This is a genomic window from Herbiconiux ginsengi (assembly GCF_900107435.1).
GTDB lineage: Bacteria > Actinomycetota > Actinomycetes > Actinomycetales > Microbacteriaceae > Herbiconiux > Herbiconiux ginsengi.
The window spans coordinates 1-25,292 of the sequence record NZ_FNPZ01000011.1 but is presented as its reverse complement, the minus strand read 5'-3'; the positions used below and the strand labels follow the sequence as shown (position 1 = coordinate 25,292).

20 protein-coding genes are annotated in these 25,292 nt (G+C 68.5%); 8 read left to right on the top strand and 12 right to left on the bottom strand.

Going from position 1 to position 25,292, the window contains the following annotated elements; translation table 11 throughout:
- The first annotated feature begins 53 nt into the window (after positions 1-53).
- Positions 54-1,001, top strand: coding sequence for a class I SAM-dependent methyltransferase (locus BLW00_RS22490; RefSeq protein WP_092558524.1), 948 nt, complete (start codon positions 54-56; stop codon positions 999-1,001).
- Between the two features lie 33 nt (positions 1,002-1,034).
- Here the strand turns inward: BLW00_RS22490 and BLW00_RS22485 are convergent, their stop codons facing one another.
- The 3 genes from BLW00_RS22485 to BLW00_RS22475 are packed head-to-tail and all read right to left on the bottom strand — an operon-like array spanning position 1,035 to position 4,352.
- Positions 1,035-1,808 carry an SDR family NAD(P)-dependent oxidoreductase gene (locus BLW00_RS22485; protein WP_217634482.1) on the bottom strand — a complete coding sequence of 258 codons (774 nt, stop codon included), beginning with the start codon at positions 1,806-1,808 and terminating at the stop codon, positions 1,035-1,037.
- Positions 1,805-3,436: a flavin-containing monooxygenase gene (locus BLW00_RS22480; RefSeq protein ID WP_092558522.1), complete on the bottom strand. Its 1,632-nt coding sequence runs from the start codon at positions 3,434-3,436 to the stop codon at positions 1,805-1,807. Before BLW00_RS22480 ends, BLW00_RS22485 begins: the two co-directional genes overlap by 4 nt.
- 1 nt (position 3,437) lies before the next feature.
- Positions 3,438-4,352 carry an alpha/beta hydrolase gene (locus BLW00_RS22475; RefSeq protein ID WP_217634481.1) on the bottom strand — a complete coding sequence of 305 codons (915 nt, stop codon included), beginning with the start codon at positions 4,350-4,352 and terminating at the stop codon, positions 3,438-3,440.
- A gap of 219 nt (positions 4,353-4,571) precedes the next feature.
- Between BLW00_RS22475 and BLW00_RS22470 the strand changes: the two genes are divergently transcribed.
- The 4 genes from BLW00_RS22470 (at position 4,572) to BLW00_RS22455 (ending at position 10,708) form a co-directional block, all read left to right on the top strand.
- The gene (locus BLW00_RS22470; protein ID WP_092558517.1) at positions 4,572-5,726 is read left to right on the top strand and encodes an ABC transporter substrate-binding protein; all 1,155 of its coding nucleotides are present in this window, start codon (positions 4,572-4,574) and stop codon (positions 5,724-5,726) included.
- Positions 5,723-6,445 carry an SDR family NAD(P)-dependent oxidoreductase gene (locus tag BLW00_RS22465; RefSeq protein WP_092558515.1) on the top strand — a complete coding sequence of 241 codons (723 nt, stop codon included), beginning with the start codon at positions 5,723-5,725 and terminating at the stop codon, positions 6,443-6,445. The genes BLW00_RS22470 and BLW00_RS22465 overlap by 4 nt, the downstream gene beginning before the upstream one ends.
- A gap of 562 nt (positions 6,446-7,007) precedes the next feature.
- Positions 7,008-9,647: an ATP-binding cassette domain-containing protein gene (locus BLW00_RS22460; protein ID WP_092558513.1), complete on the top strand. Its 2,640-nt coding sequence runs from the start codon at positions 7,008-7,010 to the stop codon at positions 9,645-9,647.
- Complete coding sequence (locus tag BLW00_RS22455) at positions 9,644-10,708, top strand: ABC transporter permease (protein ID WP_092558511.1); 1,065 nt, start codon at positions 9,644-9,646, stop codon at positions 10,706-10,708. Before BLW00_RS22460 ends, BLW00_RS22455 begins: the two co-directional genes overlap by 4 nt.
- Positions 10,709-10,787: 79 nt before the next feature.
- Here the strand turns inward: BLW00_RS22455 and BLW00_RS22450 are convergent, their stop codons facing one another.
- From BLW00_RS22450 to BLW00_RS23695, 5 genes are all read right to left on the bottom strand, one after another.
- Positions 10,788-11,522: an SDR family NAD(P)-dependent oxidoreductase gene (locus tag BLW00_RS22450; protein WP_092558509.1), complete on the bottom strand. Its 735-nt coding sequence runs from the start codon at positions 11,520-11,522 to the stop codon at positions 10,788-10,790.
- A gap of 2 nt (positions 11,523-11,524) precedes the next feature.
- Complete coding sequence (locus tag BLW00_RS22445; protein ID WP_092558507.1) at positions 11,525-12,148, bottom strand: NADPH-dependent F420 reductase; 624 nt, start codon at positions 12,146-12,148, stop codon at positions 11,525-11,527.
- A 353-nt stretch (positions 12,149-12,501) separates the two neighbouring features.
- The gene (locus BLW00_RS22440; RefSeq protein ID WP_092558505.1) at positions 12,502-13,722 is read right to left on the bottom strand and encodes an MFS transporter; all 1,221 of its coding nucleotides are present in this window, start codon (positions 13,720-13,722) and stop codon (positions 12,502-12,504) included.
- A 202-nt stretch (positions 13,723-13,924) separates the two neighbouring features.
- The gene (locus BLW00_RS22435; RefSeq protein ID WP_175494569.1) at positions 13,925-15,316 is read right to left on the bottom strand and encodes a sensor histidine kinase; all 1,392 of its coding nucleotides are present in this window, start codon (positions 15,314-15,316) and stop codon (positions 13,925-13,927) included.
- 498 nt (positions 15,317-15,814) lie between these two features.
- Positions 15,815-16,462, bottom strand: a complete 648-nt coding sequence (locus BLW00_RS23695) for a response regulator (RefSeq protein ID WP_092558501.1) — start codon at positions 16,460-16,462, stop codon at positions 15,815-15,817.
- A 523-nt stretch (positions 16,463-16,985) separates the two neighbouring features.
- On the opposite strand from BLW00_RS23695, the gene BLW00_RS22425 reads away from it, so the two are divergent.
- Complete coding sequence (locus tag BLW00_RS22425; protein WP_139256859.1) at positions 16,986-17,756, top strand: hypothetical protein; 771 nt, start codon at positions 16,986-16,988, stop codon at positions 17,754-17,756.
- A 197-nt stretch (positions 17,757-17,953) separates the two neighbouring features.
- Here the strand turns inward: BLW00_RS22425 and BLW00_RS22420 are convergent, their stop codons facing one another.
- The 4 genes from BLW00_RS22420 to BLW00_RS22405 all read right to left on the bottom strand — a co-directional run bounded on the left by BLW00_RS22420 (position 17,954) and on the right by BLW00_RS22405 (position 23,178).
- Positions 17,954-19,393 (bottom strand): FAD-dependent monooxygenase, encoded by a 1,440-nt coding sequence (locus BLW00_RS22420; protein WP_092558497.1) that lies wholly within the window; start codon positions 19,391-19,393, stop codon positions 17,954-17,956.
- Positions 19,386-20,432: a Gfo/Idh/MocA family oxidoreductase gene (locus BLW00_RS22415; protein WP_092558495.1), complete on the bottom strand. Its 1,047-nt coding sequence runs from the start codon at positions 20,430-20,432 to the stop codon at positions 19,386-19,388. Before BLW00_RS22415 ends, BLW00_RS22420 begins: the two co-directional genes overlap by 8 nt.
- A 144-nt stretch (positions 20,433-20,576) precedes the next feature.
- Positions 20,577-22,301: a sigma-54-dependent Fis family transcriptional regulator gene (locus BLW00_RS22410; RefSeq protein ID WP_092558493.1), complete on the bottom strand. Its 1,725-nt coding sequence runs from the start codon at positions 22,299-22,301 to the stop codon at positions 20,577-20,579.
- A gap of 154 nt (positions 22,302-22,455) precedes the next feature.
- Complete coding sequence (locus tag BLW00_RS22405) at positions 22,456-23,178, bottom strand: GntR family transcriptional regulator (protein ID WP_092558491.1); 723 nt, start codon at positions 23,176-23,178, stop codon at positions 22,456-22,458.
- A gap of 152 nt (positions 23,179-23,330) precedes the next feature.
- On the opposite strand from BLW00_RS22405, the gene BLW00_RS22400 reads away from it, so the two are divergent.
- On the top strand, positions 23,331-24,824 hold the full coding sequence (locus BLW00_RS22400; RefSeq protein WP_092558489.1) for an NAD-dependent succinate-semialdehyde dehydrogenase: 1,494 nt from the start codon (positions 23,331-23,333) through the stop codon (positions 24,822-24,824).
- Positions 24,825-24,827: 3 nt separating this feature from the next.
- Positions 24,828-25,292: iron-containing alcohol dehydrogenase (locus BLW00_RS22395; RefSeq protein WP_139256858.1), on the top strand; the 465-nt coding region annotated here is incomplete at its 3' end.

Here is a 25,292-nt window from a genome sequence, read left to right as displayed (position 1 = left end):
GCGCCCGTCGAAATGTGCCAAGATGGGCGCGCCAGTGAACCGTTGGAGGACCGATGCCGAGCGACGAGACCGTCAGCGATTTCGTGCGGAGGCTCGCCGCCGCTCCCACGCTCGAGGAGCTCCCCGAGATCGCCGATCCGGTGGATCGCGCGCCGCGGAACCCGCCGCAGCAGATCCAGGAGAAGTTCGTCGGCGCCAACTACGAAGCCGCCTACGCCGAGGCCGAGCGCTTCGTCGACCGCGCGTTCGAGCAGTGGCCGGAGGGCGATCTCGCCACCCAGACGGTGCTCGACTTCGGCTCGGGCTGGGGCCGGATCAGCCGGATGCTGCTGCGCCGGCTGCGCGCCGACCAGCTCTGGTCGAGCGACGTCGACTCGAGCATGTCGGTGCTGCTGCAGAGCACGCTGCCGGGCCTGAACGCCGTCACCAATGCTCCCTGGCCGCCCACCGTCTTCCGTGAGGGCACCTTCGACGCGATCACCGCGTTCAGCGTGTTCTCGCACCTCTCCGAAGACGCGCACCGCAAGTGGGCCGCCGAGTTCGGGCGGCTCACGCATCCGGGGTCCCGCGTGTACATCACCGTGCTCGAGGCTCAGTTCCTCGCCGTGGTGGCCGGGGCCCAGGCTGCCGTGGCCGCGGGTGAAGCCGACAAGTTCGCCACCAACCTCGCCCAGGTGGTTCCGGATGCCGAGGCGAGCGCCAAGGCCGCCGGCCATGGCCAGTTCGTGTTCGCCGGGGGCGGCGCCGACGACGACGGGCCCCGCGCCCGCAGCTTCTACGCCTGGGCCGTCGCTCCCCGTCCGTGGGTCGAGAAGGTCTGGGGCGAGGCCGGCTTCTCGCTCGAGTCGTGGGTGCCCACCGGGGAGCTCTTCGACCAGGCGATGGCCGTGCTGGTGCGCCAGGACGACGGATGGAAGGCCCCGCGCGTGCACCGCAATCTCGTGCAGCGCGGCGCCCGCAAGCTCGGCCGCGGCATCAACAAGCTTCGCCGCCGCGGCTGACGGGCGACGCCGACCCACCCGGTCGCCCCGGCGCTACCGCGCCGTGTAACCGCCATCCATCGGCAGATTGACCCCGGTCACCCAGCTCGCCTCGTCGGAGGCGAGGTAGAGCACCCCGTAGGCCACGTCGATCGGCCGGCCGAGCCTCCGGATCGACTGGTTCGCCGTCATCATCTCCTCGTAGGCGGGCAATCCGCCCGGGAACTCGGCGGCGATGCCCTCGACCAACGGCGTCAGCACCGTCGACGGGTTCACCGAGTTGACGCGGATGTTGTAGCGACCGTACGACGCCGCATCCTGCCGCGTCTGCATCGTCACCGCCCCCTTGGCCACGTGATACGGCGTGAACTCGTCGTTGCCGATGAGCCCGTAGATCGACGAGAAGTTCACGATCGACCCGCCACCCCGCTCGATCAGGTGCGGCACGGTGTGCTTGGTGGCGAAGAACACGCCTTTCACGTCGACCGCGAAGAGCGCATCCCACTCCTCCTCGCTCACCTCGTGGGTGGGTTTGTCGACCCCGATGATGCCGGCGCAGTTGATCAGGATGTCGAGCCCCCCGAAGACGGCGGCCGCGGCGGAGACGACGGATGCGACACTCGCCTCCCGAGACACGTCCATCTCCCAGAACCGCGCCGCTCCGCCGGCCGCCACGATGTCGTCGGCCACGGAGGCCCCGAGCACGGCGTTGAAGTCGGTGACCGCGACGGTCGCCCCCTCTGCCGCGAACAGCTCCGCGGTCGCGCGGCCCATCCCCGAGGCCGCGCCCGTGATGAGCGCGACCTTGCCCGCCAGCCGGCCCGTCACGCGTTCACCGGCGCCGGCGCGAGGAACGACGCGTAGCCCTCGGCCTCGGCCCGCCGGCAGTGCTCCTGGTACACCTGGCCTCCCCCCATGTAGACCTGGAACTCCTCGGCCTTGCCGGGCACGTTCTCACCGAGGAACCACGCCTTGGCCTTCTTGCCCTCGCTGTACATGACGGTGGCCTTGCCGGTGCGCTCGGTCTCGGCGGCCCACCACTCCTCCGACTCGGGGGTGGCCTCGAAACGCTCGATCCCGTTCTCCTCGGCCCACTTCAGCGCCCGCTGCAGCCATTGGGCGCCGAGCTGGATCGGCACCACCAGGTTCGAGTACGGCGTCTGCGGCCCGAGCGACATGAAGAAGTTCGGGAACCCGTTCGCGTTGATGCCGAGGTTCGACTTCAAGCCGTCCTCCTGCCACTTCTCGCGCAGGGTGCGCCCGCCGCGTCCCCGGATGTCGATGTGGGTGAGCGTGCCGGTCATCGCGTCGAATCCGGTGGCGAAGATCAGCACGTCGAGCTCGTACTCGGTGTCGCCGACCTTCACGCCCTTCTCGGTGATCTGCGTGATGGGCTCGCTCGCCGTGTCGATCAACTGCACGTGCGGGAGGTTGAAGGTGTTGTAGTAGCCGTGTCCGGTGGGCACGCGCTTGCCGTTGAACGAGTAGGTCTTGGGCGAGAGCAGGTCGGCCGTGGCCGGGTCTTTCACGATCTCGCGGATCTTCGAGCGGATGAATTCCGCCGCCAGCTCCGAGGACTCGTGGTTGGTGGCGAGGTCGTTGAAGCACTCGTTGGCGAAATGGAATCCGCCCTCGTTCCACTTCGACTCGAAGATCTCGCGCCGCTTCTCGGGCGAGACCTCGAGCGCCGAGAACTCGGCCGGTTCCATCGCCACCCCGAACGGATGGTTCGCGGCCTTCTCGTAGATCGCGTCGTAGTTCTCCCGCACGTACTGCATCTCTTCCGTCGAGACACCCTCGTTGGTGGTCTCGACGATGAAGTTCGGGGTGCGCTGGAACACGAAGAACTCGTGGACCTCGGGCGCGATCACCGGAACGATCTGGATGCCGGAGGCGCCCAGCCCGATCAGTCCCACCTTCTTGCCGGCGAGGTCGACCCCGGTGCGCGGCCAGTGCGCCGTGTGGTATTTCTCGCCCTGGAACGTGTCGATCCCCGGGATGTCGGGGTAGATCGCCTGCGAGAGCACACCCATGCCGCTGATCAGGTATTTCGTGGTGACCGACGACCCGTCGGCGAAGTTCACGGTCCAGAGGTTCGCGTCTTCGTCGTAGACGGCGGAGTCGACGCGGGTGTTGAGACGGATGTCCTTGCGCAGGTCGAGCCGGTCGGCCACGAAGTTGAGGTACTCGAGCACCTCGGGTCCTGACGGGTACCGCTGCGACCAGGTCCACTCCTCGCGCACCTCCTTCGAGAACGAGAAGGAGTAGTAGCTGAACTCGCTGTCGGTGCGCACGCCGGGGTAGCGGTTCACCCACCAGGTGCCGCCGATGCCGTCTTCGCCGTCGACCACGAGAGTCTTCAGGCCGATCTCGCGCAGGTGGTGCAGCAGGGCGAGTCCGGAGAATCCGGCGCCGATGACCACGGCGTCGAAATCGCGAGAGGGGGAGGTGCTCATGTCAGTTGTCCTTTCGAGTGTTCGTGTACCAGGCGGCGAGGTCGGCGATCGCCTGATCGGCTTCGGGCAGGTTGCCCGCCTGCAACGGGTAGACGTGCTGCATCCCCTCGCCGACGGCGAAGGTGACGTCGACCCCGGCGGCGCGGGCGAGCGCATCCAGTCGCTGGGCGTCGTGGAAGAGCGACTCGGCGTCGCTGGCCACGATGTACAGCGGCGGGAAGCCGGTGAAGTCGGCGTAGAGCGGGTTGACCAGCGGATGCGTCGGCGATGCTCCCCCGGAGAGGTAGCGGTCGATGTTGCCCTGCAGGCCTTCGCGCGCGATCAGGAAGTCGGTGTCGTCGTTGGTCTCGATCGTGGTGCCGGAGTTCTCCATGTCGAGCCAGGGCGACATGGTCGCGACCCGGCCGGGCAGCGGTTCGCCCTCGTCGCGCAGTCGGAGCACGGAGGCGATGGCGATGCTCGCGCCGGCGCTGTCGCCGACGAAGGTGACATCGGCCGGTGAGAACCCGTCGGCGAGGAGCGCGCGATACACGGCGAGGGTGTCCTCGATCTGCGCCGGATACGGGTGCTCGGGCGCGAGCCGGAAGTCGAGCACGAACGCGGTGGCCCCGCAGGCCCTGGCGAGGTGCCCGGCCAGCTTGCGGTGGCTCGACGAGGAGCCGAGCGCGAATCCGCCGCCGTGCAGCACGAGCAGGATCTGGGCTGGGTCGGCGTCGAGCGGCGTCACCCGGATGCCCGGAACACCGCCGATCGAGGTCGTCTGGTAGGTCACACCCTCAGGTTCCGTCGTGGCGCGCTGCCAGTCCTCGAAGACCCAGCGCAGCAGCTGCAGCGACATCTCCGGGTTGGCCTCGAACTCCACGGTCCACTCGGCGTAGATCCGGCCGAGCAGGTCGGTGGGCTGATTCGCGGACATGCAATCTCTCCTCATCGTCGGGGAATGACACCAGGATGACCGCGCGGATCGGCTCCCGAACCGCTTGTCGCAAAATGACGCACCGCTGTCTCAGGGTGATGCGAAACACCCGCGGGAATGCTCTGAGACTTCTAGAAACGCCAGGCCTCCGCCCGGCATGCGTGTCCACGAGAACACCAGCAGCGGTCCACTCAACGAAGAGAAAGCGGGACGATTCCCATGTTCACCAAGAAAGCGTCACTCGCCGCGATCGGCGCGGTGGCGATACTCGCCCTCGCCGGTTGTTCCACCGGCTCCCTCTCCTCCGCCGGCGACGACGCGGGCTCCACCGACTCCTCCGGTGCCGCCTCCGAGGTCACCGTCGGCACGGTCGGCGTTCAGGGCGACATCCAGGACATCAGCGAATTCTGCGGCGACAAGGATCTCACCGTCGCTCTCGCCGACGGCTTCGGCGGCAACTCCTGGCGCAAGATCACGCGGGCCATCTTCGAAGAAGAGGCCGCGAAGTGCCCGAACATCAAGAAGGTCATCTACACGGACGCGCAGGGCGACACCCAGAAGGCCATCAGCGACATCAACTCGCTGGTCGCCCAGGGCGTCGACGTGATCGTCACCTTCGTCGACGGCGGCGAGGCGCTGCTGCCGACCATCAAGAAGGCCACCGAGGCCGGCGTCAAGGTCGTTCCCTTCGTCGGCTCCCCCGGCGGCGTGCCCGGCACCGACTACGTCGACTTCGTGTCGGAGGACATCAACACCTACGGCAAGAACCTCGCCGAGTGGACCATCGAGAAGATGGGCGGCAAGGGCAACCTGGTCATGCTGGGCGGCATCGCCGGCAACTCGTACTCGCAGGCCGTGTTCGACGGCGTGATGGAGGCCGTGCAGGCCAACCCCGGAATCACCCTCCTCAACGAGGACGGCCCCGTCGCCACCGACTGGGAGCCCGGCAAGACGCAGCAGGTGGTCGCGGGCCTCATCACGAAGTACGGCGACATCAACGGCATCGTGGCCGACTACGGCGGAGGTTCGGTGGGCGGCATCCGCGCCTTCGAGGCCGCCGGCAAGCCGCTGCCCGTCTGGTCGGCCAACGACTCGAACGAATTCGCGTGCCTCTGGTACCAGTACAAGGATGCGCAGCCGACCTACCAGATCGCCACCGAGTCCTCGCGCAACTGGGTCGTCGCGGCCGCTCTGCACAAGGGCCTCGCCGCCGCCAACGGACTGCCGAACGACGAGCCGTCGACCTACAACCTCGAGATCATCGAGGACTCGACGAACCCCGACCTGCAGCCCAAGTGCGAGGCCGACCTGCCGCCCGACGCGATCCTCTCCTCCGGACTCAGCGTCGACTCGCTGAAGAAGCTCTTCCAGTGAACCGGCTCGACGGCAAGGTCGCCATCGTGACGGGCGCCGGGCGCGGCATCGGCCGCTCCATCGCCGAGGCCTTCGCGGAGGAGGGCGCCACGGTCATCGCGACCGGGCGCGCCGCCTCCGACACCACCTTCCCCGACGGGGTGCACTACCAGCAGCTCGACGTGGCGAAGGAGGAGGACTGGAAAAGGGTGGTGGCTGACACCATCAGCACCCACGGGCACGTCGACGTGCTGGCCAACAACGCCGGCATCATCGCCTACGAGACGCTGCACGACCTCACCCTCGACGACTGGAACACCGTCATCGCGGTGAACCAGACCGGCACCTGGCTCGGCATGCGCGAGGTCATCCCGCACATGATCGCGCAGGGCGGCGGATCGATCATCAACATCTCGTCGATCTGGGGCTCGGTCGCCGTCTCCGGCGCCCACGCCTACCACGCCACCAAAGGCGCGGTGCGCAACATGTCCAAGAGCGCGGCGATCACCTACGCCAAGGAGAACGTGCGGGTGAACTCGGTACATCCGGGGTTCATCGAGACACCGCTCACCGATGCGCAGGCGCCGGAGATCAACGAGTACGTGGTGTCGATGACCCCGATGGGCCGGGCAGGCAAGCCGAACGAGATCGCCGCCGGGCTGGTGTTCCTCGCCTCCGACGAGGCGAGCTTCGTGACGGGGTCGGAGCTCGTGATCGACGGGGGGTATCTGGCGCAGTGATGCTGCCGTGGGCGCCGTGCTTCGCGCGGCGTCCACGGGTCGCGCCGGTCCTTGCCCGGCGCTCCGCGACATGTTCGCGTGAGGTCGCTTCGCGGCCTCGCGCTCACCCTGGGTCGTCGATAAGGGCCTGTTGCCTTGGATCTCGTGCCGAGCGGTGCCGCGGCTCCGCCGTCCGCCTCTCCCCTCACTGCTTCCCCGCTCCACCTCCATCTCACGTCTCACCTCACCCTCCGTCCCACCACCGATTCCTCGCCTCACCTCCATCTCACGTCTCACCTCACCCTCCGTCCCACCACCGATTCCTCGCCTCACCCCCACCTCACGTCTCACCTCACCCTCCGTCCCACCACCGCTTCCCCGGCCCACCTCCACCTCACGTCTCACCTCACCCTCCGTCCCACCACCGCTTCCCCGGCCCACCTCCACCTCATGTCTCACCCCACCTTCACGTCCCACCACCGCCTCGCCGTCCCACCCCACCTCCACCTCGTGTCACCGCCCACCGCCGATTCCCTCCGACCACCACCACTGCTCAACCCCGAACCCATAAGGAGATGCCGAGATGACGAATTCCGACCTCTACGACGTCGCCACCGTGAGCGGCGATGCCGCCACGACCACCGCCGACGCGAATGCCGCGCGGAACTTCGGCCCCACCGTGCTGAAGCTCGACGGCATCGTCAAGACCTTCCCGGGGGTTCGCGCCCTCACCGACGTCACTCTCGACGTGCTCGCCGGCGAGGTGCACGCCCTGGTGGGCGAGAACGGTGCGGGCAAGTCGACACTGATGGCCGTCGCATCCGGAGCCCTGGCACCGAACGAGGGCACCGTGCAGATCGGCGGCGCACCGCTCACGAGCGCGTCGCCCGACGAAGCGCGCGAACTCGGGCTCGGCATCGTGCGGCAAGACCCGGCCCTGCTGCCGGATCTCACCGTGGCCGAGAACATGGCCGTCGGCGTCGGCTACAAGCGGGTGGGCGGTCTCGGCCGTGCCGTGGCGTGGTCGCAGCGCCAGCTCGACGGCTGGGAGATGGGCATCGACGCGAAGACCCGCGTGATCGACCTGTCGGTGGAGCAGCGCTTCATCGTGGAGATCGCGAAGGCCCTCGCCCTCGACCCGAAGGTGCTCATCCTCGACGAGCCCACCGAGCACCTCTCGCTCGAAGAGGTGCAGAAGCTCTTCCGCAAGGTGCGGGAGCTCGTGGCCGGCGGCACCGCCGTGGTCTACATCTCGCACCGCATCCCCGAGGTGAAACAGATCGCCGACCGCATCACGGTGCTCCGCGACGGTCAGGTGCGCGGCACCTTCGACGCCGACGAGGTCGACGAGTCGCAGATCGTGGAGCGGGTCATCGGGCGCAAGCTCGAGACGGTGTTCCCGGAGAAGGGGAGCGCCACCGGATCGGTGGGAGCGGATGACCGGCTCGCCGTCACCGACCTGCACAGCGACGAGTTCCACGACATCACCTTCGCCGTGAAGGCGGGCGAGATCGTCGGGCTCGCGGGTGTGCAGGGCAACGGGCAGACCCAGCTCATCCGCGCGCTCGCCGGGCTCGAACCCACCACCGGCACGATCGCGGTGGGCGGCACGCCGATCTCGAACGGCTCGAACGCGGCCGCCTCCGCCGCCGGTGTGGTCTACGTTCCGGCCGACCGGCACGGCGAGGGCGTCTTCCTGCCGCTCTCCGTGGGCGACAACATCGCTGCCAAGACGCTGCCCAAGGTCTCCCGCGGCGGCATGGTGAGCGAACGCCGCATCGTCCAGACGGCCGTGGAGCAGATCAAACGACTGGCCATCAAGACGCCGTCGCCGCGCACCCCGATCTCCTCGCTCTCAGGAGGGAACCAGCAGAAGGTCGTGCTCGCACGCACCCTGCTGGCGAAGCCCACGGTGCTGCTCGCCGAAGAGCCCACCCAGGGCGTCGACGCCGGCGCCCGCGTCGACATCTATCGCATCCTCCGCGACGCCGCCGATTCGGGCGCGGCCGTGGTCATCCTCTCCTCCGACGGCGTGGAGCTGGAGGGCCTGTGCGACCGCGTGCTCATCATGTCGCGCGGCTCGGTGGTGCAGGAATTGGTGGGCGAGGAGGTCTCCGAGGCCGCCATCGCCCGCGCCGCCCTCACCTCCACCACGGTGCGCGAGCGGACGGATGCCGACAAGTCGGCGCGCGGTGTGAAGCTGCGGCGGTGGATGCGCGGCGACCAGTCGCCCGCCGCCGTTCTGGGCGCGATCTTCCTGCTGCTCGGCGTGGTGGTCGCGGCCACGAACCCCTCGTATCTCGGCGCGTTCAACATCAACAACCTGCTCTTCATGGCCGCTCCCCTGCTCTTCGTCGGCGCCGCGCAGCAGGTGGTGGTGCTCGGTTCCGGGTTCGACCTCTCCGTCGGGCCCCTGATGGGGTTCTTGGTGGTGCTCGCGTCATACTGGATCGTCGACGGCGGCAATCTCTACGTCGGGATCGCCCTGATGGTGGCGGGGGCGATCGCCACCGGGGTGATCAACGGGTTCCTCGTGACGAGGTTCACTATCAATCCGGTTGTGGTGACCCTGGCCACCTACATGGCGCTACAGGGCATCTATCTCGCTCTGCGCTCGACCCCGGGTGGCATCATCTTCGGACCGATCGCCGACCAGATCCAGGCCCGCATCGGCATCGTGCCGGTCGTCACCATCGTGGCGGTCGTCGTGCTGCTCGTGCTCGAGTTCGCGTTGCGCCGCACCCGCTGGGGCGTGGAGCTCCGCGGGGTCGGCTCGCGGATCGACGCGGCCGGGCGCCTGGGCATCAAGGTCAAGCGCACGCAGTTCTTCTCCTACGTGCTCTGCTCGTTCCTGGTGCTGCCCGCGGCGGTCATCATGATGGCGCAGATCGGCATCGGCGACGGACGGCCCTCGCTGTCGTACACGCTGTCGTCGGTCACCGTGGTGGTGCTGGCCGGTGCGTCGATCTTCGGTGGACGGGGGTCGTTCATCGGCATCCTCGCCGCCGCCTTCCTGGTGCAGCAGGTGCTGAACGTGTCGCCGTTCCTCGGTCTCTCGCAGGCTTGGTCGTACTGGCTGCCCGGCCTCATCACCCTGGCCGCGGCCGTGCTCTACGCGCAGCTGCGGCGCACCCGACGGCGCAAGCGGGCGGTGGCGGGCATCCCACGCGAACCCCGCACGCCGATCGCCTCGCCCATCTCCTCCGAAGGGAGCGCGTCATGACCACGCCCACCACCACCCGAAGCCCCTCCGACGCGCCGACCGGCGGGAGCGCACCGGCACCCAACGCCGTCGAGTCGACCTGGCGCCGGATGCTCTCCGGCAGCTGGGTGGGCATCGTGGTCGCCACCGCGCTGCTCTTCGCGCTCTCGCCGATCATCGCCCCCGGCAGTCTCGGAGCGGCGCCGCTGCTCAGCATGCTGCCGTTCGCCTCCGTGCTGGCCATCGTGGCCGCCGGGCAGACCCTGGTGGTGCAGCAGCGCGGCCTCGACCTCTCGGTGCCCGGGATGATCGCGCTCGCCGCTGTGCTCTCCACCGGTCTTCCGCAGAACTACGGCTGGCCGCTCTGGGCCGCCGTGATCGCGGGCATCGTGGGCCCCGGCATCGTGGGGCTCGTGAACGGCATCCTGGTGACGTACTTCCGGGTGATGCCGCTCGTCGTCACCCTCGGCATGAACGCCGTGCTGCTCGGCACCGTGTTCTTCGTCGCCGACGGCACACCCTCGGGCGCACCCGCGGCACTGAACGGCTTCGCGCTCGACCGCACCCTGGGCATCCCGAACACGCTGCTGATCGCCGTGGTGATCGTGGTGATCGCCGGTCTCGTGACGCAACGCTCGATCATCGGCAAGCGGCTCACCGCGGTCGGCGTGAGCGAGCGGGCCGCGGCGGCTCTGGGCATCCGCGTCAATGCCTACCAGATGTTCGCCTACGCGTTCGCGGGCCTCTGCTACGGAGCGGGCGGCGTGCTGCTCGCGGGCTACACGAAGACCCCGGCGCTGTTCCTCGGCGACTCGTACCTGCTGCCCTCGGTGGCGGCCGTGGTGCTCGGCGGCACCGCGCTCACCGGTGGGCTCGCGAGCGTGGTGTCGACCGGTATCGCGGCGCTCTTCCTCACCCAGCTGGGGCAGCTGCTGCGCTCGGTGGGCTGGCAGGATGCGCTGCAGCTCATCGCGCAGGCGGTGGTGCTGATCGGGGTCGTCCTGCTCCGCGAACTCGTCCCCGGCCTCCTCCGCCGAAGAGCCGCCCACCGCGCGTCGTCCCGCGAGTCCCCACCCGCCTGACTCGCCGGGTAGCGCTAAGTGCCCGCTCCGATCGAGGGAACGCACACGTCGCGCTACCCGGCGATCAGGCTGCGGAGGCTCAGATCACAGTGGTGCCGCCGTCGGCCACCAGTTCCATGCCGTTGACGTAGCTGGAATCGTCCGACGCGAGGAACAACGCGACCGATGCGATCTCTTCGGGTCGGCCCAGTTCGCGCCGAGGGATGACGGATGCGAACATCTCCTTCATCTCCGGGCTCAGCACGTCACCCATCATCGCGGTGGCGACCGAGCCGGGGGTCAGAACGTTCGCCCGGATCTTCCGGTCTCTCAACTCGGACACCCATACCCGCGCGAAAGCGGGGAGCACCGCCTTGCTCGCGGCGTACACGCTCCAATCGGGATAGCCCCTCAGAGACGCGTTCGAGCCGGTCATGATGATCGAACCACCGTCGTTCATGAGCGGCAACGCTTTCTGCACCGTGAAGAGCGTGCCGCGGGCGTTGAGCGAGAAGGCGGCATCGAACTGCTCCTCGGTGATCTCGCCGAGCCTGGCCGACTGGCCGCCTCCGGCGCTCGCCCACAGCACGTCGATCGAACCCTTCTCCTGCTGAACCGTCTCGAACAGACGATCCAGGTCGGCGAGGTTCGCGGCATCGGCCCGCACCCCCGTCACATTCCGGCCGATGGACTTCACGGCTTCGTCCAGGGCATCCTTCCGCCGGCCGGTGATGAAGACATGAGCCCCTTCACGCACGAACAGCCTCGCGCCGGCCAGGGCCATCCCGCTCGTGGCGCCGGTGATCACCGCGACCTTGCCGTCCAGCTTTCCCATGATCACTTTCCTCCGAGATCGACGCCGAGCGAGAGGCCGAACCCCAGGCCGCTTCGTGCGAGCCCCATCTCCAACAGGCTCGCTCCCTCCAGCCAGTGCGCCATGCCGAGGTCGCCGACGTCACGAGGCCGATGCCCGATGAGCGTGATGAACGCCGCCAGGCTCGCCTTGGCGTCGGCGCTGTCGCCGGCCATGAACACGTCCCGCGGACCACCCGAGGCGAGCACGTCACGGAAGAGGGTGTTGAACGCCTTCACCACCTGAGTGTCGGCCGGGGCGGCCGCGGCGATCAGTTGCGCGACGGATGTGTCGTGCGGGACGGCCAGCCCCGTGGCGGTGGGGCTGAACGGGTTCGTGATGTCGACGACGATCTTGCCTGCCAGCGCCTCTCCGTATTCGCGGACGACATCCACGGCGCTCTCGAACAGGACGGCCAGGACCACGATGTCGCCGGCGGGCGCGGCGCCCCACGTTCCGACCGTGGCGCCGCCGCCGAGCGTGCGGACCAGTGACGCCGCCTTCGCGGCATCCCGGGCCGAAATCTCGACCGTGTCGCCGCCTTTCAGAGCCAGGGCGCCGATGGCGCCGGCCATGTTCCCCGAGCCGATGATACTGATGCTCGTCATGCTGTTCTCCTTCGTCGTGGTTCTGTCGGTCAGCCGTGGGGCGGTCGCTGTGGAGTCGACTCGAATACAAGGTGAGGCACCCCTCCGGTTGGTGGATGAAACCGGAGGGGTGCCTCATCTATTCCGAGGGAGGGGAAAACGCCCACGAAATGGTTGGTCCGTGGAAAGCGCTCGCCTCATCCCTGGAGAACCCGTCTTCATTGCGGTCCTCGACCACGTTCCATCCGTCCTGCAGCCGTCGGTGTCAGGTGTCGACATTTTGCGAGAATGCGATGGCCGCGCCGCTCACACCCATGGGGGCAGCTGCCGAGAGGAACGCATGGGTGGATGCCGTGCGTCGTGGCGCCGCGTGACTAACGGTCGAGTTCGTCCTCCACGAACACGGGTCGCGCAAGCGTGATCGCCGGGATGGTCGCCACGAGGGCGACCGCGAGCAGAAAGAGCAATGGCAGGGTCCACCCGCCAGTGACGTCGTGCAACAGCCCGACGATCAGCGGACCGAGCGCGCCGAGCGCGTAGGCGATCCCCTGGGCGAAGCCACTCAGCGCGACGGTGCCGCCCTGGGTTCGGGTGCGGACGTTGATGAGCACGAGGCTGACCGGGAACAGGATCGACCCCGACCCGATGAGCAGCACCCAGAGGAGCGTCGATGTCGCGGGCGCGAACAGCAGCCCGAGGTACCCGAAAGCGAAGCTCGCGACACCGGCGGCGATCAGCCAGCCGACAGTGCGCATCCGTTCGACGAGAAGGGGCGCGATGAGCGCTCCGGGCACACTGACGATGCCGGTCACCGCGAGCAACACCCCAGCCTCGGTCGGCGTCGAACCGGCGACGTCGCCGAGGATCTCCGGCAGCCACGCGAACGCCGCGTAGGTGCAGATCGTGCTCGTCGAGAACAAGACGGTGATCGACAGGGCCACGCGGGAGCGCCACAGTCGCTTGACGAGGGCTGCAGGCCGGGACTCGACGGCAACCGCATCCGGGAGTCGTAGGCGGCGCTCCCGCGCCAGGATGATGATCCACGGAACCAACGCGACCACTGATGTCGCCGACCACACACCGAGCGAGAACCGCCAGCCGCCCTGCTCGGCGATCGGGGCGGCGAGCGCAGCAGGCACGGCCGTGCTCACTCCCACGATGCAGGCATACACCGCGGTGAGCAGAGCGACGCGGTCGGGGAAGTACCGCCGGACGATGGACGGGAGGAGCACGTTGCCGATGCCCGTACCGGCGAAGGCGACGATGCTCCCGACGAGCAGTATCGCGAAGCCCGGGGCGATCGCGCGGGTGATGTGACCCGCGGTCATGAGCACCAGCGCGAGCAGGATGCCGCCGTCGAGACCGATGCGGCGAGCGACCTGCGGCGCGATGAACCCCGATACCGCAAAGAGGATGGGCGGCAATGTGCCGAGCAATCCGACGCCGATGTTCGATATCGGGATGTCCGCCCGGATGTCGCTGAGGATCGGCGATATCGCGGCAACCGCTTGGCGAAGGGTGAATGCGACGAGCACGATACCCAGCAGCGCGGCCCCGCGTCCCGCCCAGATCGGCAGTGGGCGGTGCTCGGGCATCCACCGAGTCTAAGTTGTTGCCGCGCAGCTCCGGTCCGCAGCCTTGAGCTCGGCGCCCGTCGTGGCGTATGGCCCGACCACCCCGCACTGCAGCCCCCAGCGGAAACACCACCTCGCCCCGAGACGGGCCGGCAACGACCTGCCCGAGAACGGGCACCGGATCGGCGGTCACGACCGGGGACAGGTCTTCCCAGGGAATTGCTCACCGCACGGAGTCGTCCAGACGTTCGGATGTCGAGCGAAAGATGATCTGGGCGAGCGTCGCGGTGCCGGAGAGGCGGCGGCGGGAGCAGTCGACAACATGCGGGCTCTGCGTGAATCCGCTGAGCGGGTCCGTGGAGGGTCGTGGACCGATCACGGTCAACTGCATTCCATCGCGCACCGGGAACACGGTGACGACCAATGAGCTTCTTCGCGGCGAGTTGCGGACGGCCATGAGGATCGCCCGGCCGATCTCGATTGCGACCGCAGGGTTCGGTGTGTCCAGCGCACCGAGATTCACGCTGAGCGAGACGTCGCGCGTGCGGGTCTCGGAGAGTGCGGCGACCACGGCACGGCCGAGGTTGAGCAGTTCCGGGCTGATCCGGGCCAGTTGCCGGAGATACATCTCCTCGCGGCGACAAGCGTCGCGGACGCTCGCGGAACGGGGATCGAGGTGGCCGTCAGCAATGTCTGCCAGGAGGCGGATCGCGGCATCCAGTCCGGCTTCGCGCCAGCGCGCGTGGGACGGTTGTGCGTCAGCCTGCCGATACGTGACACGGGCCACGGACCGGCGCTGTCGCGGTAGCGCCGATTGACGGCCGCGTCGGGAGTCGGTGTTCAGGATGCGGGTCCAGATGCGGCCGAGGCCCGCGACGACTGCGACGATGACGGCGCCGACAGTGGCGGCGGACGCCCGCCAGACGAGTGGGTCGCCCGACCCGAGAACCACGGCGGCATCTGAGGGGGCGATCGGTACTCGCAGCACGATCGCGGTTCCTTCTCGAGGCGCCGTGCGGAGGTCCACCGTGATCGCATGGTCGGCAGCCCGGGCGAAGATCGAGTTCGCCAACCCGTAGCCGGTCGCCGTCGCGCGGTCGAACCCGATCCCGTCGTCTTTCACGATCAGGCTCAGCTGCCCACCTTCGTGGTGGTAGCCGACCTCGACGTCGTTGCTCCCTGAATGCTTGGCGGCGTTCGTGATGGCTTCCCGGGCACAGGCCACTAGGGCTCTCACCGTCGCCGGTGACAGCTGCCCGGTCACGCGATCCAGGTGCTCGTCGTCGAGACCCGTGCGGCGGATGGGCAGACTCAGGAAGCCGAACACCTCGTGCAGCGAGGCGCGCGCGTCGAGACCATCGGCCGAACGCTCGGTCAGCGCGCGGAGCAGAGCGACATCGCGGGCGCATTGCTGTCGTATCTCGTCAGTGGAGATGGTACCGGCCACGCCGTTGGCGATCGCGAGCAAGGTGTTGATCGCGGTGTCATGGAGGAGTCTGGTGTCTTCGGCGACCCGGAGTCTCGCACGGCGCTGCACGCCGACATCAAGGGTCGTCCGCTCGGTTTCCGTGAACTCACGGTCGGTCTGCGGTGCGACGCTGATACGTCCTGGCACCCTGACGCCCACCGCTACTCCGCGTCCCGCTGCCGGTGAATCAGCTTTCACGTGCGTCACCCTCTCGTGTTCGGACACCGGTAGTCCCCGCATTCGGTGTCTTCACTTAAGGAGTCGCCCAGCACGGAAAGGTGACGCCGACGGTGCGTGCCGATTCCGGGAGGCTCTCCTCCCAGTCCGGGGCATGGCTGGATGGTCTGCCCGGCGTGGTATCCCCACCTCCAGCGATCCCGACGGCATGACGCTCGAACTCGTCGATCCATGAGCTCGGGGCGCATCACGATGCGCTCAAAGATCGGTACCGGCATCCCACGCCAGACGACGATCGGATTCGGTGTCTACACGAATGCCGGCGCACCTGCCGGAAGCCGGGTGTTCACGTCATCCGTCTGGGACAGTGGGACAACAGCCGACCCGGCGTCGTCTGTCGCCCTCGGATGGTCATCGCCCTCCTGCCCGGCGCGACCGGTCCGGGTGATCGCCGGTCGATCTGACGGCTCAGGTGGCCGAATACGCCGTCTCGGTGTAGCCGTCGGCCACGGCTATCCGGTGCAGGTCGAGCTTCGTGCTGACCGGCCGGCCCGCCGCCGTGTACTTCGCCTTGACCCGGTCGATGTACTGCTTCGCCGTGTCGCGCTTCACTCCGATCGACGTGGCCACGGCGTCGAGGGTCAGCCCCGAGGCGTAGAGCACCAGAGCGCGCTCCTCCTGGACACTCAACGGGGGCCGCGTCGGATCGCTCGCGATCACGCCCGCCAGCTCCGTCGTCATCCATTCCCCGTGATTGAGCACCGCCCAGATCGCCGTCACGATGTCGTCTTCCGAGTCGCGCTTGCCCACGATCCCGCCGACCCCGGCGCGCACGATCTCGCGCACCAGAGCGGGCGATACCAGCGCCGAGAGCACCACGATCCGCAGCCCGGCCTCGACCAGTCCCTTGACCACGGCTGGATCGACGCTCGGCTGGCGGTCGGCCATGAGATCGAGGATGAGCAGGTGCGGCCAGCCGGCTCGCTCGGCGGTCTTCAGCCAGGCGAGGAACTCGGGCATGGTCTCGGAGCCGTGCACCACCCGGAGTCCCGCTTGGCTGCCGACGAGCTCCTCCGTGCGCTTCCGCTGCAACAGATGGTCTTCCACGATCGCCACACGCCACTCCCGCGTCGCATCGGCGCCCGTCGTCGGCGCGCTCCCGTGCACATTCCCCCCAACGATTCCCACAAGCAGGAGTTCACCCAACGACTCCCGCAAACGGGAGCCTAGCAAGCATCTACAGCTGTCGTTTCTCACTCCCCGACGTCGCAGCGCTGACGGCGGCCTGCAATCGAAGCAGCGGCAGGTCGGTCGCGGTGATGACGACCGGTGTCGAGCATCTCGGGACGTGATCCCCGTTCGGGGGTCATTCAACCGATTGCTCTTCTTCATCCCTGGACGCCGCTGGCAATCTGTCAGACAACCGGGAACAAGCACGCAGGCATCCTGGTCGGAAAGAGCGCGATGGGGGTCGTTGGCGCATGGTTCTGGGCACAGCAACGCCAGCCGTCGCCGCCTTCCCGACTCGGGCGGGTTTCGACCGACGAGACGGCCGGGGCAACCGGACTCCTGTGCGGAAAACCATGACGTACCTCCGGCTCTATCGAATGGGGAATGTGATCCGATGAACGAGAACAACATGAGAGCAGAGAACAGCGGCCTGTCCCGAAGGGCGGTCATTCAGGGCGCGGCCTGGTCATTGCCTGTCGTCGCCCTCGCCGTGGCCACGCCGACTGCCGCCGCGTCCACCGTCTGCACCGCGACGATCAGCACGACCACGGCTGCCTACTCGAGGCTCAGCGCCACGTCGGCGCTGTTCACCTGGGTCGCTCCATTCGGAGACGGCAAAGACCTCACGCTGATGCTCACCGCTGAGAACAACGGCGCGAGCAACATGACCATCAACACGACGAACAACCTCGTACTGGACAGCTCCACGCAAGGCGGCGAGGCTCAAGCGAGCGTTCGCCTCTCGCTCGACACGGCTGACCTCCGCAACATCGGCGGAGGTGAGCGGGTGACGTTCAACTTCGCCCTCGACGGCGTGCCCACGACGGTCAACGACCTTTCCTACAAGATCAAGGACATCGACGGGGTGCAAGCGCTCGACAATCGCGGAGGCGCGGAGCGTGTCTATCTGTCCGAGGGCGCCGGCACCTACAACGCCACCTGGATCCAGGGCCAGGGAACAGGCAGCGACCCGTGGCGTCCGTCCACCGGCTCACCGAACCCAGAAGTCGCTCCGGCCAGCGCCGCCGGAAACGTCGCTGTCACCGTTGCGTCCGTCAGCGCGTTCAGCCTCACCTTCATCGCCAACAACTCCGGGCGGGCTGTGGGCGACCGTCCCAACCAGAACATCTGGGTCGGCCCCTTCACGTTCACCGCGCTGAACCCCGCCTGCTCACTGTGACCGGTATGGAGAATCGGCAGAGGGGCGCCTCGCACTGATCATCTCGAGGCTCCGGCGGTGTCCGCAGGTCGGGCCTTGCCCGGCGCCGTGCGACAGGTTCGCGTGAGGTCGATTCGCGGCCTCACGCGAACTCTGGGTCGTCGAGCACGACCCACCCGCATCCAGGGCTGCGCACCACGATGAGGGTGCGCGGTGCGTCAACGCGGAGCGCCGAACCAGGCGAAGAGGTGCGCCTCGAGGTCCCGCTGCTCGTCGCCGAGCCAGGCCACGTGGCCGTCGGGGCGGAGGAGAGCGGCGGGAGCGGGGAGGGCGGGAGCGGGGTCGGCGAGGAGGTCGACGCGATCGGACCAGCCGGCCACCGAGAGGGTGCCGGCCTGGTCGAGGAGGAGGCCGCGGCCCTGACGGAGGTGGGCGTAGAGCGGGCCGTCGGAGAGACGGATGTCGCGCATCCGGCGACCGACCAGATCGGGGGCCGTGGGGTCGCCGAAGTCGTAGCGGATGCCGGTGCCGGTGACCTTCTCGACCAGGAATCGCGACACGTCGTCGAAGCCCAGCAGCTCGGTGAGGAGCCGGCGCACGGCCTGAGGGCCGTGCTCGGACGAGATGAGGAGCGACTGCACGCGGGTGGTGTTCAGCACGTCAGCGGCCACCGGGTGACGCTCGGCGTGATAGCTGTCGAGCAACGTCGCGGGCGCCCATCCGTTCACGGCAGCCGCGAGTTTCCACCCGAGGTTGAAGGCATCCTGGATGCCGAGGTTCAGCCCCTGACCGCCCAACGGCGGATGCACGTGCGCCGCGTCGCCGGCGAGGAACACCCGTCCGGTGCGGTAGCGCTCCACGAGCCGGGTCGCGTCGGTGAACCGCGACAGACGGCGCGGCGAGTGCACACCGAAGTCGGTGCCCGCGTAGGCGCGCAGCTGCGTGCGGAACTCCTCGAGGGTCGGCGGCGTGGCGCGATCCTCCGAGACGGTCGCTGCGGGCACGACGGCCCGGTGCCATCCGTTGCCCGCCGGACCGATGCCGAAGCCCTTGTGCGTCTTGCGCACCTCCTCTGCCACTGCGGCCAGCTCGTCGGGCGGCGTCGTCACCTCGAACTCGCCGAGCAGCCACTCCGTCTGGGCCGGATCGCCGGGAAACCCGACGCCGAGCATCCGGCGCACGAGACTGCGTCCGCCGTCGCAGCCGACCAGCCAGCGCGCACGCAGCCGGTCCCCGCCGGCCGACTCGACCGTCACGCCGTCGTCGTCCTGCTCGAAGCCGGTCAGCTCCTGCGCGCGACGGATGTCCGCGCCCAGCTCGGCGGCATGTTCGGTCAGCAGGCGGTCGGTGACCGGCTGCGGGATGCCGAGGAGATAGCCGTGCGCACTGTCGATCGGCGCCGGCGATCCCGACGGCGGCTCGAGACCGGCGAACCGGCGGGCGCCCTCCGGATACTGCTTCCCGTGCTCCAGGAACCGTTCCAGCAGTCCTCGCTGGTCGAGGATCTCGATGCTGCGCGGTTGCAGCCCCAGCGAACGCACCAGGTCGCTCGGTTCGGCCTCCTTCTCGAGCACCACCACGTCGACGTCGTGCAGCCGCAGCTCGGCGGCCAGCATCATGCCGGTCGGGCCGCCCCCGCTGATGATGACGTCAGGCATGCGAGATCTCGTGGGCCTTCTCGATGATCTCCAGCACCAGGAGCGAGTCGCGGGGGTCGACGGGCAGCGGCCCGCCGCTCGTGAGGGCCTCCGCGAGCAGGCGGTAGAACTCGGGATAGGCGCCGGGTGCGAGACTCACGGCGCTGGTCGACTCGGGCGAGCGCAGCAGGCCGTCGGGATGCCCGTGCCCGAATTCCGGGTCGTCCACCGGGAGATCCGCCTTCAGCTGAGCCTCCTGCGGGTCGAGCCCCTCGGTCTCGAACACGGCGTGCGAGCCCACCACGCGGAAACGCGGGCGGTTCCACGGCGACACCGCGCTGAACCACAACCGGCTGCGCACCCCGTTGTCGTGCCGCAGGGTGACGAAGCTGTCATCGTCGGTGACACTGCCGGGGCGCCGCCGATCGAGTTCGGCGTGCACCCCCGTGGCCACGTCGACCGGCCCGAAGAGCCGGATCGCCTGGTCGATCAGGTGCGGCCCGAGGTCGAAGAGGATGCCGCCGCCCTCCCCCGGCGTCACGACCTCCTTCCACTTCGTGCCGATCTCCGGCTTCCACCACTCGAACGCCGACTCGAACTGCCGCACCTCACCGAGTGCGCCGTCAGCGCCCTGCCCGATCAACCGCTCGACCGTCAGGAAGTCCCCATCCCACCGCCGATTCTGAAACACCGTCACCCGCCGCCCCACGGCCTCCGCGTGCGCGATCACCTCACGCGCCTCAGCCGCCGACAACGCGAACGGCTTGTCCACCACCACATCCAGCCCCGCCTCCAACGCCCGATGCGCCAGCGGCCCATGCGTGTCGTTCGGACTCGTGATCACGACGAGATCAAGCTCAGAAGCTCGCGCGAACACATCGTCGACCCCCGAAACCACCACCCCGTCCCCATACCGAGCGGCCGCGTCAGCGGCTCGCTCCCCATTCGAGGTAGCAACCATCCGCAACTCATATCGAGGGTCGGCCGCAATCAACGGTGCATGAAAAACGCGCCCGCCCGTCCCATACCCAACAACAGCGGTGCGCACTACCCGATCCATACCCACGACGTTACGCGCCCCCTCTCCCCGATCGCGTAGCGGAGGGCGGCGGGTTTCGTGCTCCCGCCGCCTTTGAGCTCCGCTCAACCCTTAGGCGGGAGTGCGAAACCCGCCGCCCTCCGCGCCCCACCCGAATCAACGACCCTAGGCCGTCAACCGATAAGCCTTCATCTTCCGATAAACGGTAGCCCGAGACAGACCCAGAATCTCCGCCGCCTTAGACCGATTCCCATCAGCCTCCTGCAACGCCTTCCGGATCGCCTCCAACTCCACGCGCTCGATCATCGACAGCACCCGAGTCCCCTGCATCGCCGGCGGCAGATCCCCCGGCAGCACCGCGCCGCGCTTGCCGGTGATGGAGAGCTGCTCGAGCACGCTGCGCAGCTCCTTGAGGTTGCCGGGCCAGCGGTAGGTGCGCAGCAGTTCGAGTGCGTCGGCGCGCAGCTCGAGCCCCGCGCCGGGAGCGATCTGCTCGGCGAACACGTGCCAGAGCGCCGACACGTCGGCGGCCCGATCGCGCAGCGGCGGCACCCAGATCACCGACATGCCGAGCTTGCCGCCCTGCGTCTCGGCCTCTTCGCGCGACGGTGCCGAGAGGGTGAAGAGCACGGGGCCGCGGCCGGTGGTGGTCTCCACCAGCGACTTCACGCCGTCGACGGTGTGCGCGTCGAGGGTCTCGATACCGCGCACGATCACGGGCGCCGAGGCGTTCAGCCGTTCGGAGAGCTTCTGCAGCCACTTGCGGCTCCCGGTGACGTGGCGCTCGGCGGCATCCGTCACCAGTCCCTGCGTCACCGGCGACCCGGGGCGGAAGGGCAGGCCGAGGGCGAGCGACGCCTTGCCGGTGCCGGGCTCGCCGGCGATGATCAGCGGCCGCCGCGATTCGCGGTGCCGTGCCACCTGGTGCACCACCGTGAGCCACTCCGGCGAGCGCCCCACCAGCTGCGGGCGGGCCGGGCCGATGCTCATCGTGGTGTTGCGGCGTTCGCGGTCGAGCACCACGATCACGCCGGCGCCCCCGTCGAGGGCGGTGACCTTGAGTTCCGCGGTTCCGGTCGACAGCTCGAGCGCGAAGCGGCCCGAGCGCGGCTGCTCGGTGGTGAGCTGCTGGATGAGGTTGAGGTCGGCCATGGTGAGCCGCCCGGCCTTCTGGCTCTGCATCACGAGGCCCTGCGGCCCGAAGGCCACGACCGGGCCCGACTGGGCTCGTGCGGTGTCGAGGAAGGTGCTGAACATCATCCGGGCCGCCGGTTGCTCGACGTCGAGCACCTGCTGCTCCAGCTGCATGGTGACCGAGTTGATGAGCGGGCGGAGCAGGCCGCTGCGCTCCGAGATGTCGCTCGAGATCGTGACCACCGCGAGCAGCTTTCCGGTGATCGGATGCCGCACCGGCGATCCGGTGCACACCGCCCCGCTGTAGAAGTCGGCGAAGTGCTCGACGCCCGAGATCTGCACGCTCTTGCCCGTGGCGGCGACGGTGCCCACCCCGTTGGTGCCCACGACGTCTTCGGCGAGCACGGCGCCGCGCACCGTGCCGAGGCGGTCGAGGTGGTGCAGGGCGTTGGGGTCGTGCGACCAGCGCTGCAGGATGCGCCCCTGCGAGTCGGCCAGCAGCAGACCGAGTCCCGTGCCGTCGAGGTCGTCGGAGACCCGGGTGAGCGGAGCCTGGAACATGTCGAGCAGGTGCGCGTCGAGCAGGTCGTCGGCGACCAGCGGAACGTCGCGGATGTTGCTCGGCACGCCGAGGGCGGCTTTCGACCGCTGCCACGAGCTGAGCAGCTCGGGATTGACGGTGTGGGTGGGTGCCCCCGCGGCCAGGAAGTCGTCTTTGACCTCCTGCACGCGGTCGGCGTCGAAGTGGAGAGGCACGGTGAACTCCTAGGGTCTGTCCGCGGGTTCGGACGACGCCGCTTGTCTCGTCGTCGAGAACATCGGACCGGTCGGGTGCGTGCACACCGGGAGGGACTGGTGGGTGGATCGTATCGTCATCTTCATGGCTCCTCGGTCGGAGGTCAAGTCACAGCTAGATTGCGATTTCGGTGGCGCTTTCGGCGCGGGAATCGGTGTCGCTCTGGTGCAGACGCTTCGTGTATTCCAGGATGGCCAGTTCACCGGCCAGTTGGATGTGGTGCTCGCAGGCGCGGCGGGCGGCATCCGGATCGCGGTGCTCGGCGATCTCGCGGGCGATCTGCCGCAGCTCCTCCATCGACAGGGCGACGCGGTGCTCGTCGACGAAGGCGTAGCGGCGGAACAGGCCGATGCGCGTGTGCACCCCGCGGAGGTCGTTCTCGAGCACCGGGTTGCCGGCTCCTGCGAGCAGCAGGTCGTAGAACTGCTCCTTGCTCTCCTCGCGGGTGTGCACGGTGCCGCGGAGGTAGGTCTCCTCCATCTCCACGATGAGCGCCCGCATGGCGGAGGCCTGTTCGGGGCTGGCGCGCCGGGCGAACAGTTCGCCGGCCAGGCCCTCCAGCACCCTCCTCACCTCGTACAGCGCCTGGATGTCGCGCTTGGTGAGCACGGTCACGATGGGTCCGCGGTTCGGCAGCATCGTGATGAGGCTCTCGGTCTCGAGCTGCCGCAACGCCTCGCGGATCACGGTGCGGGAGACGCCGTAGCTGTCGCACATCGCGTTCTCGAGCAACCGCTCCCCCGGGGCGAGCACGCCCTCGAGGATGTCTTCGCGGAGCAGGCGCACCACCTGTTGACGCAGGGGTGCGGCGTGACGTTCGATCTTCGTCGATTGCATCTGGTCTTCCTCGTGCAGTCGATGTGCCGACTGCGTCGTCGTGGCGACTGTCTCAATTCGATGCACCGGCGCATCCGGACAGTCATTGCATCGTACCGTAATACGAGATGATCGTGAGACGCTCTCGAAGACGTGAGTGAAAGGACAGACCAATGACGACTCTGACGACGGAGAGCGGAAGCGTGACGCTCCGTGACCACACCGTGCCGATCGGCCTCTACATCGACGGCGGGTGGCTGCCCGTCGAATCGACCTTCGACGTCGTCAACCCGGCCACCGGCGAGGTCGTCGCCCAGGTCGCCGACGGCGGGGCGGCGGATGCGCTGGCCGCTCTCGACGCCGCCGCGGCCGCGCAGGATTCCTGGCGCTTCGTGCCGCCCCGTGAGCGGGCGAACCTCTTCCACCGGGCGCACGCCCTCCTGCTCGAGCGCGCCGATGCCATCGCCGAGGTGATGACCCTCGAGAGCGGCAAGCCGCTCGCGGAGGCACGCGGCGAGTTCCAGCTGTCGGCCGACTTCTTCCTCTGGTATGCCGAGCAGGTGGCGCACCTCCATGGCACCTACGCCGAGGGTTCCCGCGGGGGCTACCGCGTGGTCACGACCCACCAGCCGGTGGGGCCCTCGCTGCTCATCACACCCTGGAACTTCCCGCTGCTCATGATCGCGCGCAAGGCCGGAGCCGCACTCGGTGCAGGTTGCACGGTCGTCGTCAAGTCGGCCAAGGAGACACCGCTCACCGGCGCCCTCTTCGTGGAGGTGCTGCACGACGCGGGCTTCCCGCCCGGCGTGGTGAACCTCATCCACACCACCCACTCGGCCGACGTGTCCTCCGCTGTGATGGCCGACCCGCGGCTGCGGAAGGTGAGCTTCACGGGCTCCACCGGGGTCGGCAGCACCCTCCTCAAGCAGGCGGCGCCCGGCATCGTGAACGCGTCGATGGAACTCGGCGGCGACGGCCCCTTCGTGGTGCTCGACGACGCCGACGTCGAACTCGCCGCCCAGCAGGCCATCGTGAACAAGTTCCGCAACGCCGGGCAGGCCTGCGTGGCCGCGAACCGCATCATCGTGCACAGCGCGGTGGCCGAGGAGTTCACCCGCCGCTTCGTCGAGCTCACGAAGAAGCTGCGCGTCGACGACGGGTTCGCCGACGGCGTCGACGTGGGCCCCATCATCTCGGCCAAGCAGCGCGACGGGGTGGCCTCGCTGGTGGCTCAGCTCAGTGCCATCGACTCCGAACTGCTCACCGGCGGCTCGCCCGTCGACCGCGACGGCTTCTTCTTCGAACCCACGGTGTTCAAGGTCAACGACCGCGACAACGACGTCTGCAACAAGGAGCTGTTCGCCCCGATCGCCACCATCTACACGGTCGACTCCACCGCCGAGGCGATCCGGGTGGCCAACGACACCAGCTACGGCCTGGCCGCCTACGTCTTCACCCGCGACCTGTCGCGCGCCATCGCCGTGAGCGAGCGGCTCGATTCGGGCATGGTGGGAATCAACCGCGGGATCATGGCCGATCCCGCCGCCTCGTTCGGTGGTGTCAAGTCGTCCGGCCTCGGCCGCGAGGGCGGGCACCACGCCATCGACGAGTTCCTCGAACCGAAATACCTCGCCATCACCGTCGATGAGAGCAAAGGACTGGAATAGAGCATGAGCACCACCACGCCCGACATGGGCATCCTGCGCCAACCGAAGACCGTGCTCTTCGGACCGGGCAAGCGGCACCAGATCCCGCACATCGTGCGGCCCCTCGCCGAGCACCTGCTGGTGACGACGGATGCGCGGATGGCCACGACTCCCGAGTTCCTCGAGATCATCGAGGCCATCAAGGCGACCGGCGTCGACGTCTCGATCTACGCCGAGGCCGAGCCCGACCTCCCGCGCGAAGACGTCGTGCAGGTGATCGAGCGCTTCGGACACACCCAGGTCGACGCCATCCTCGGCATCGGCGGCGGCTCCTGCATGGATCTCGCGAAGGTGGTCTCGATCGTGCTCGCCAACGGCGGCGACGTGCGCGACTACTACGGCGAGTTCCTCGTGCCAGGGCCCGGCGTGCCGGTCATCACCGTGCCCACGACGGGCGGCACCGGCGCCGAGGTCACCTGCATCTCGGTG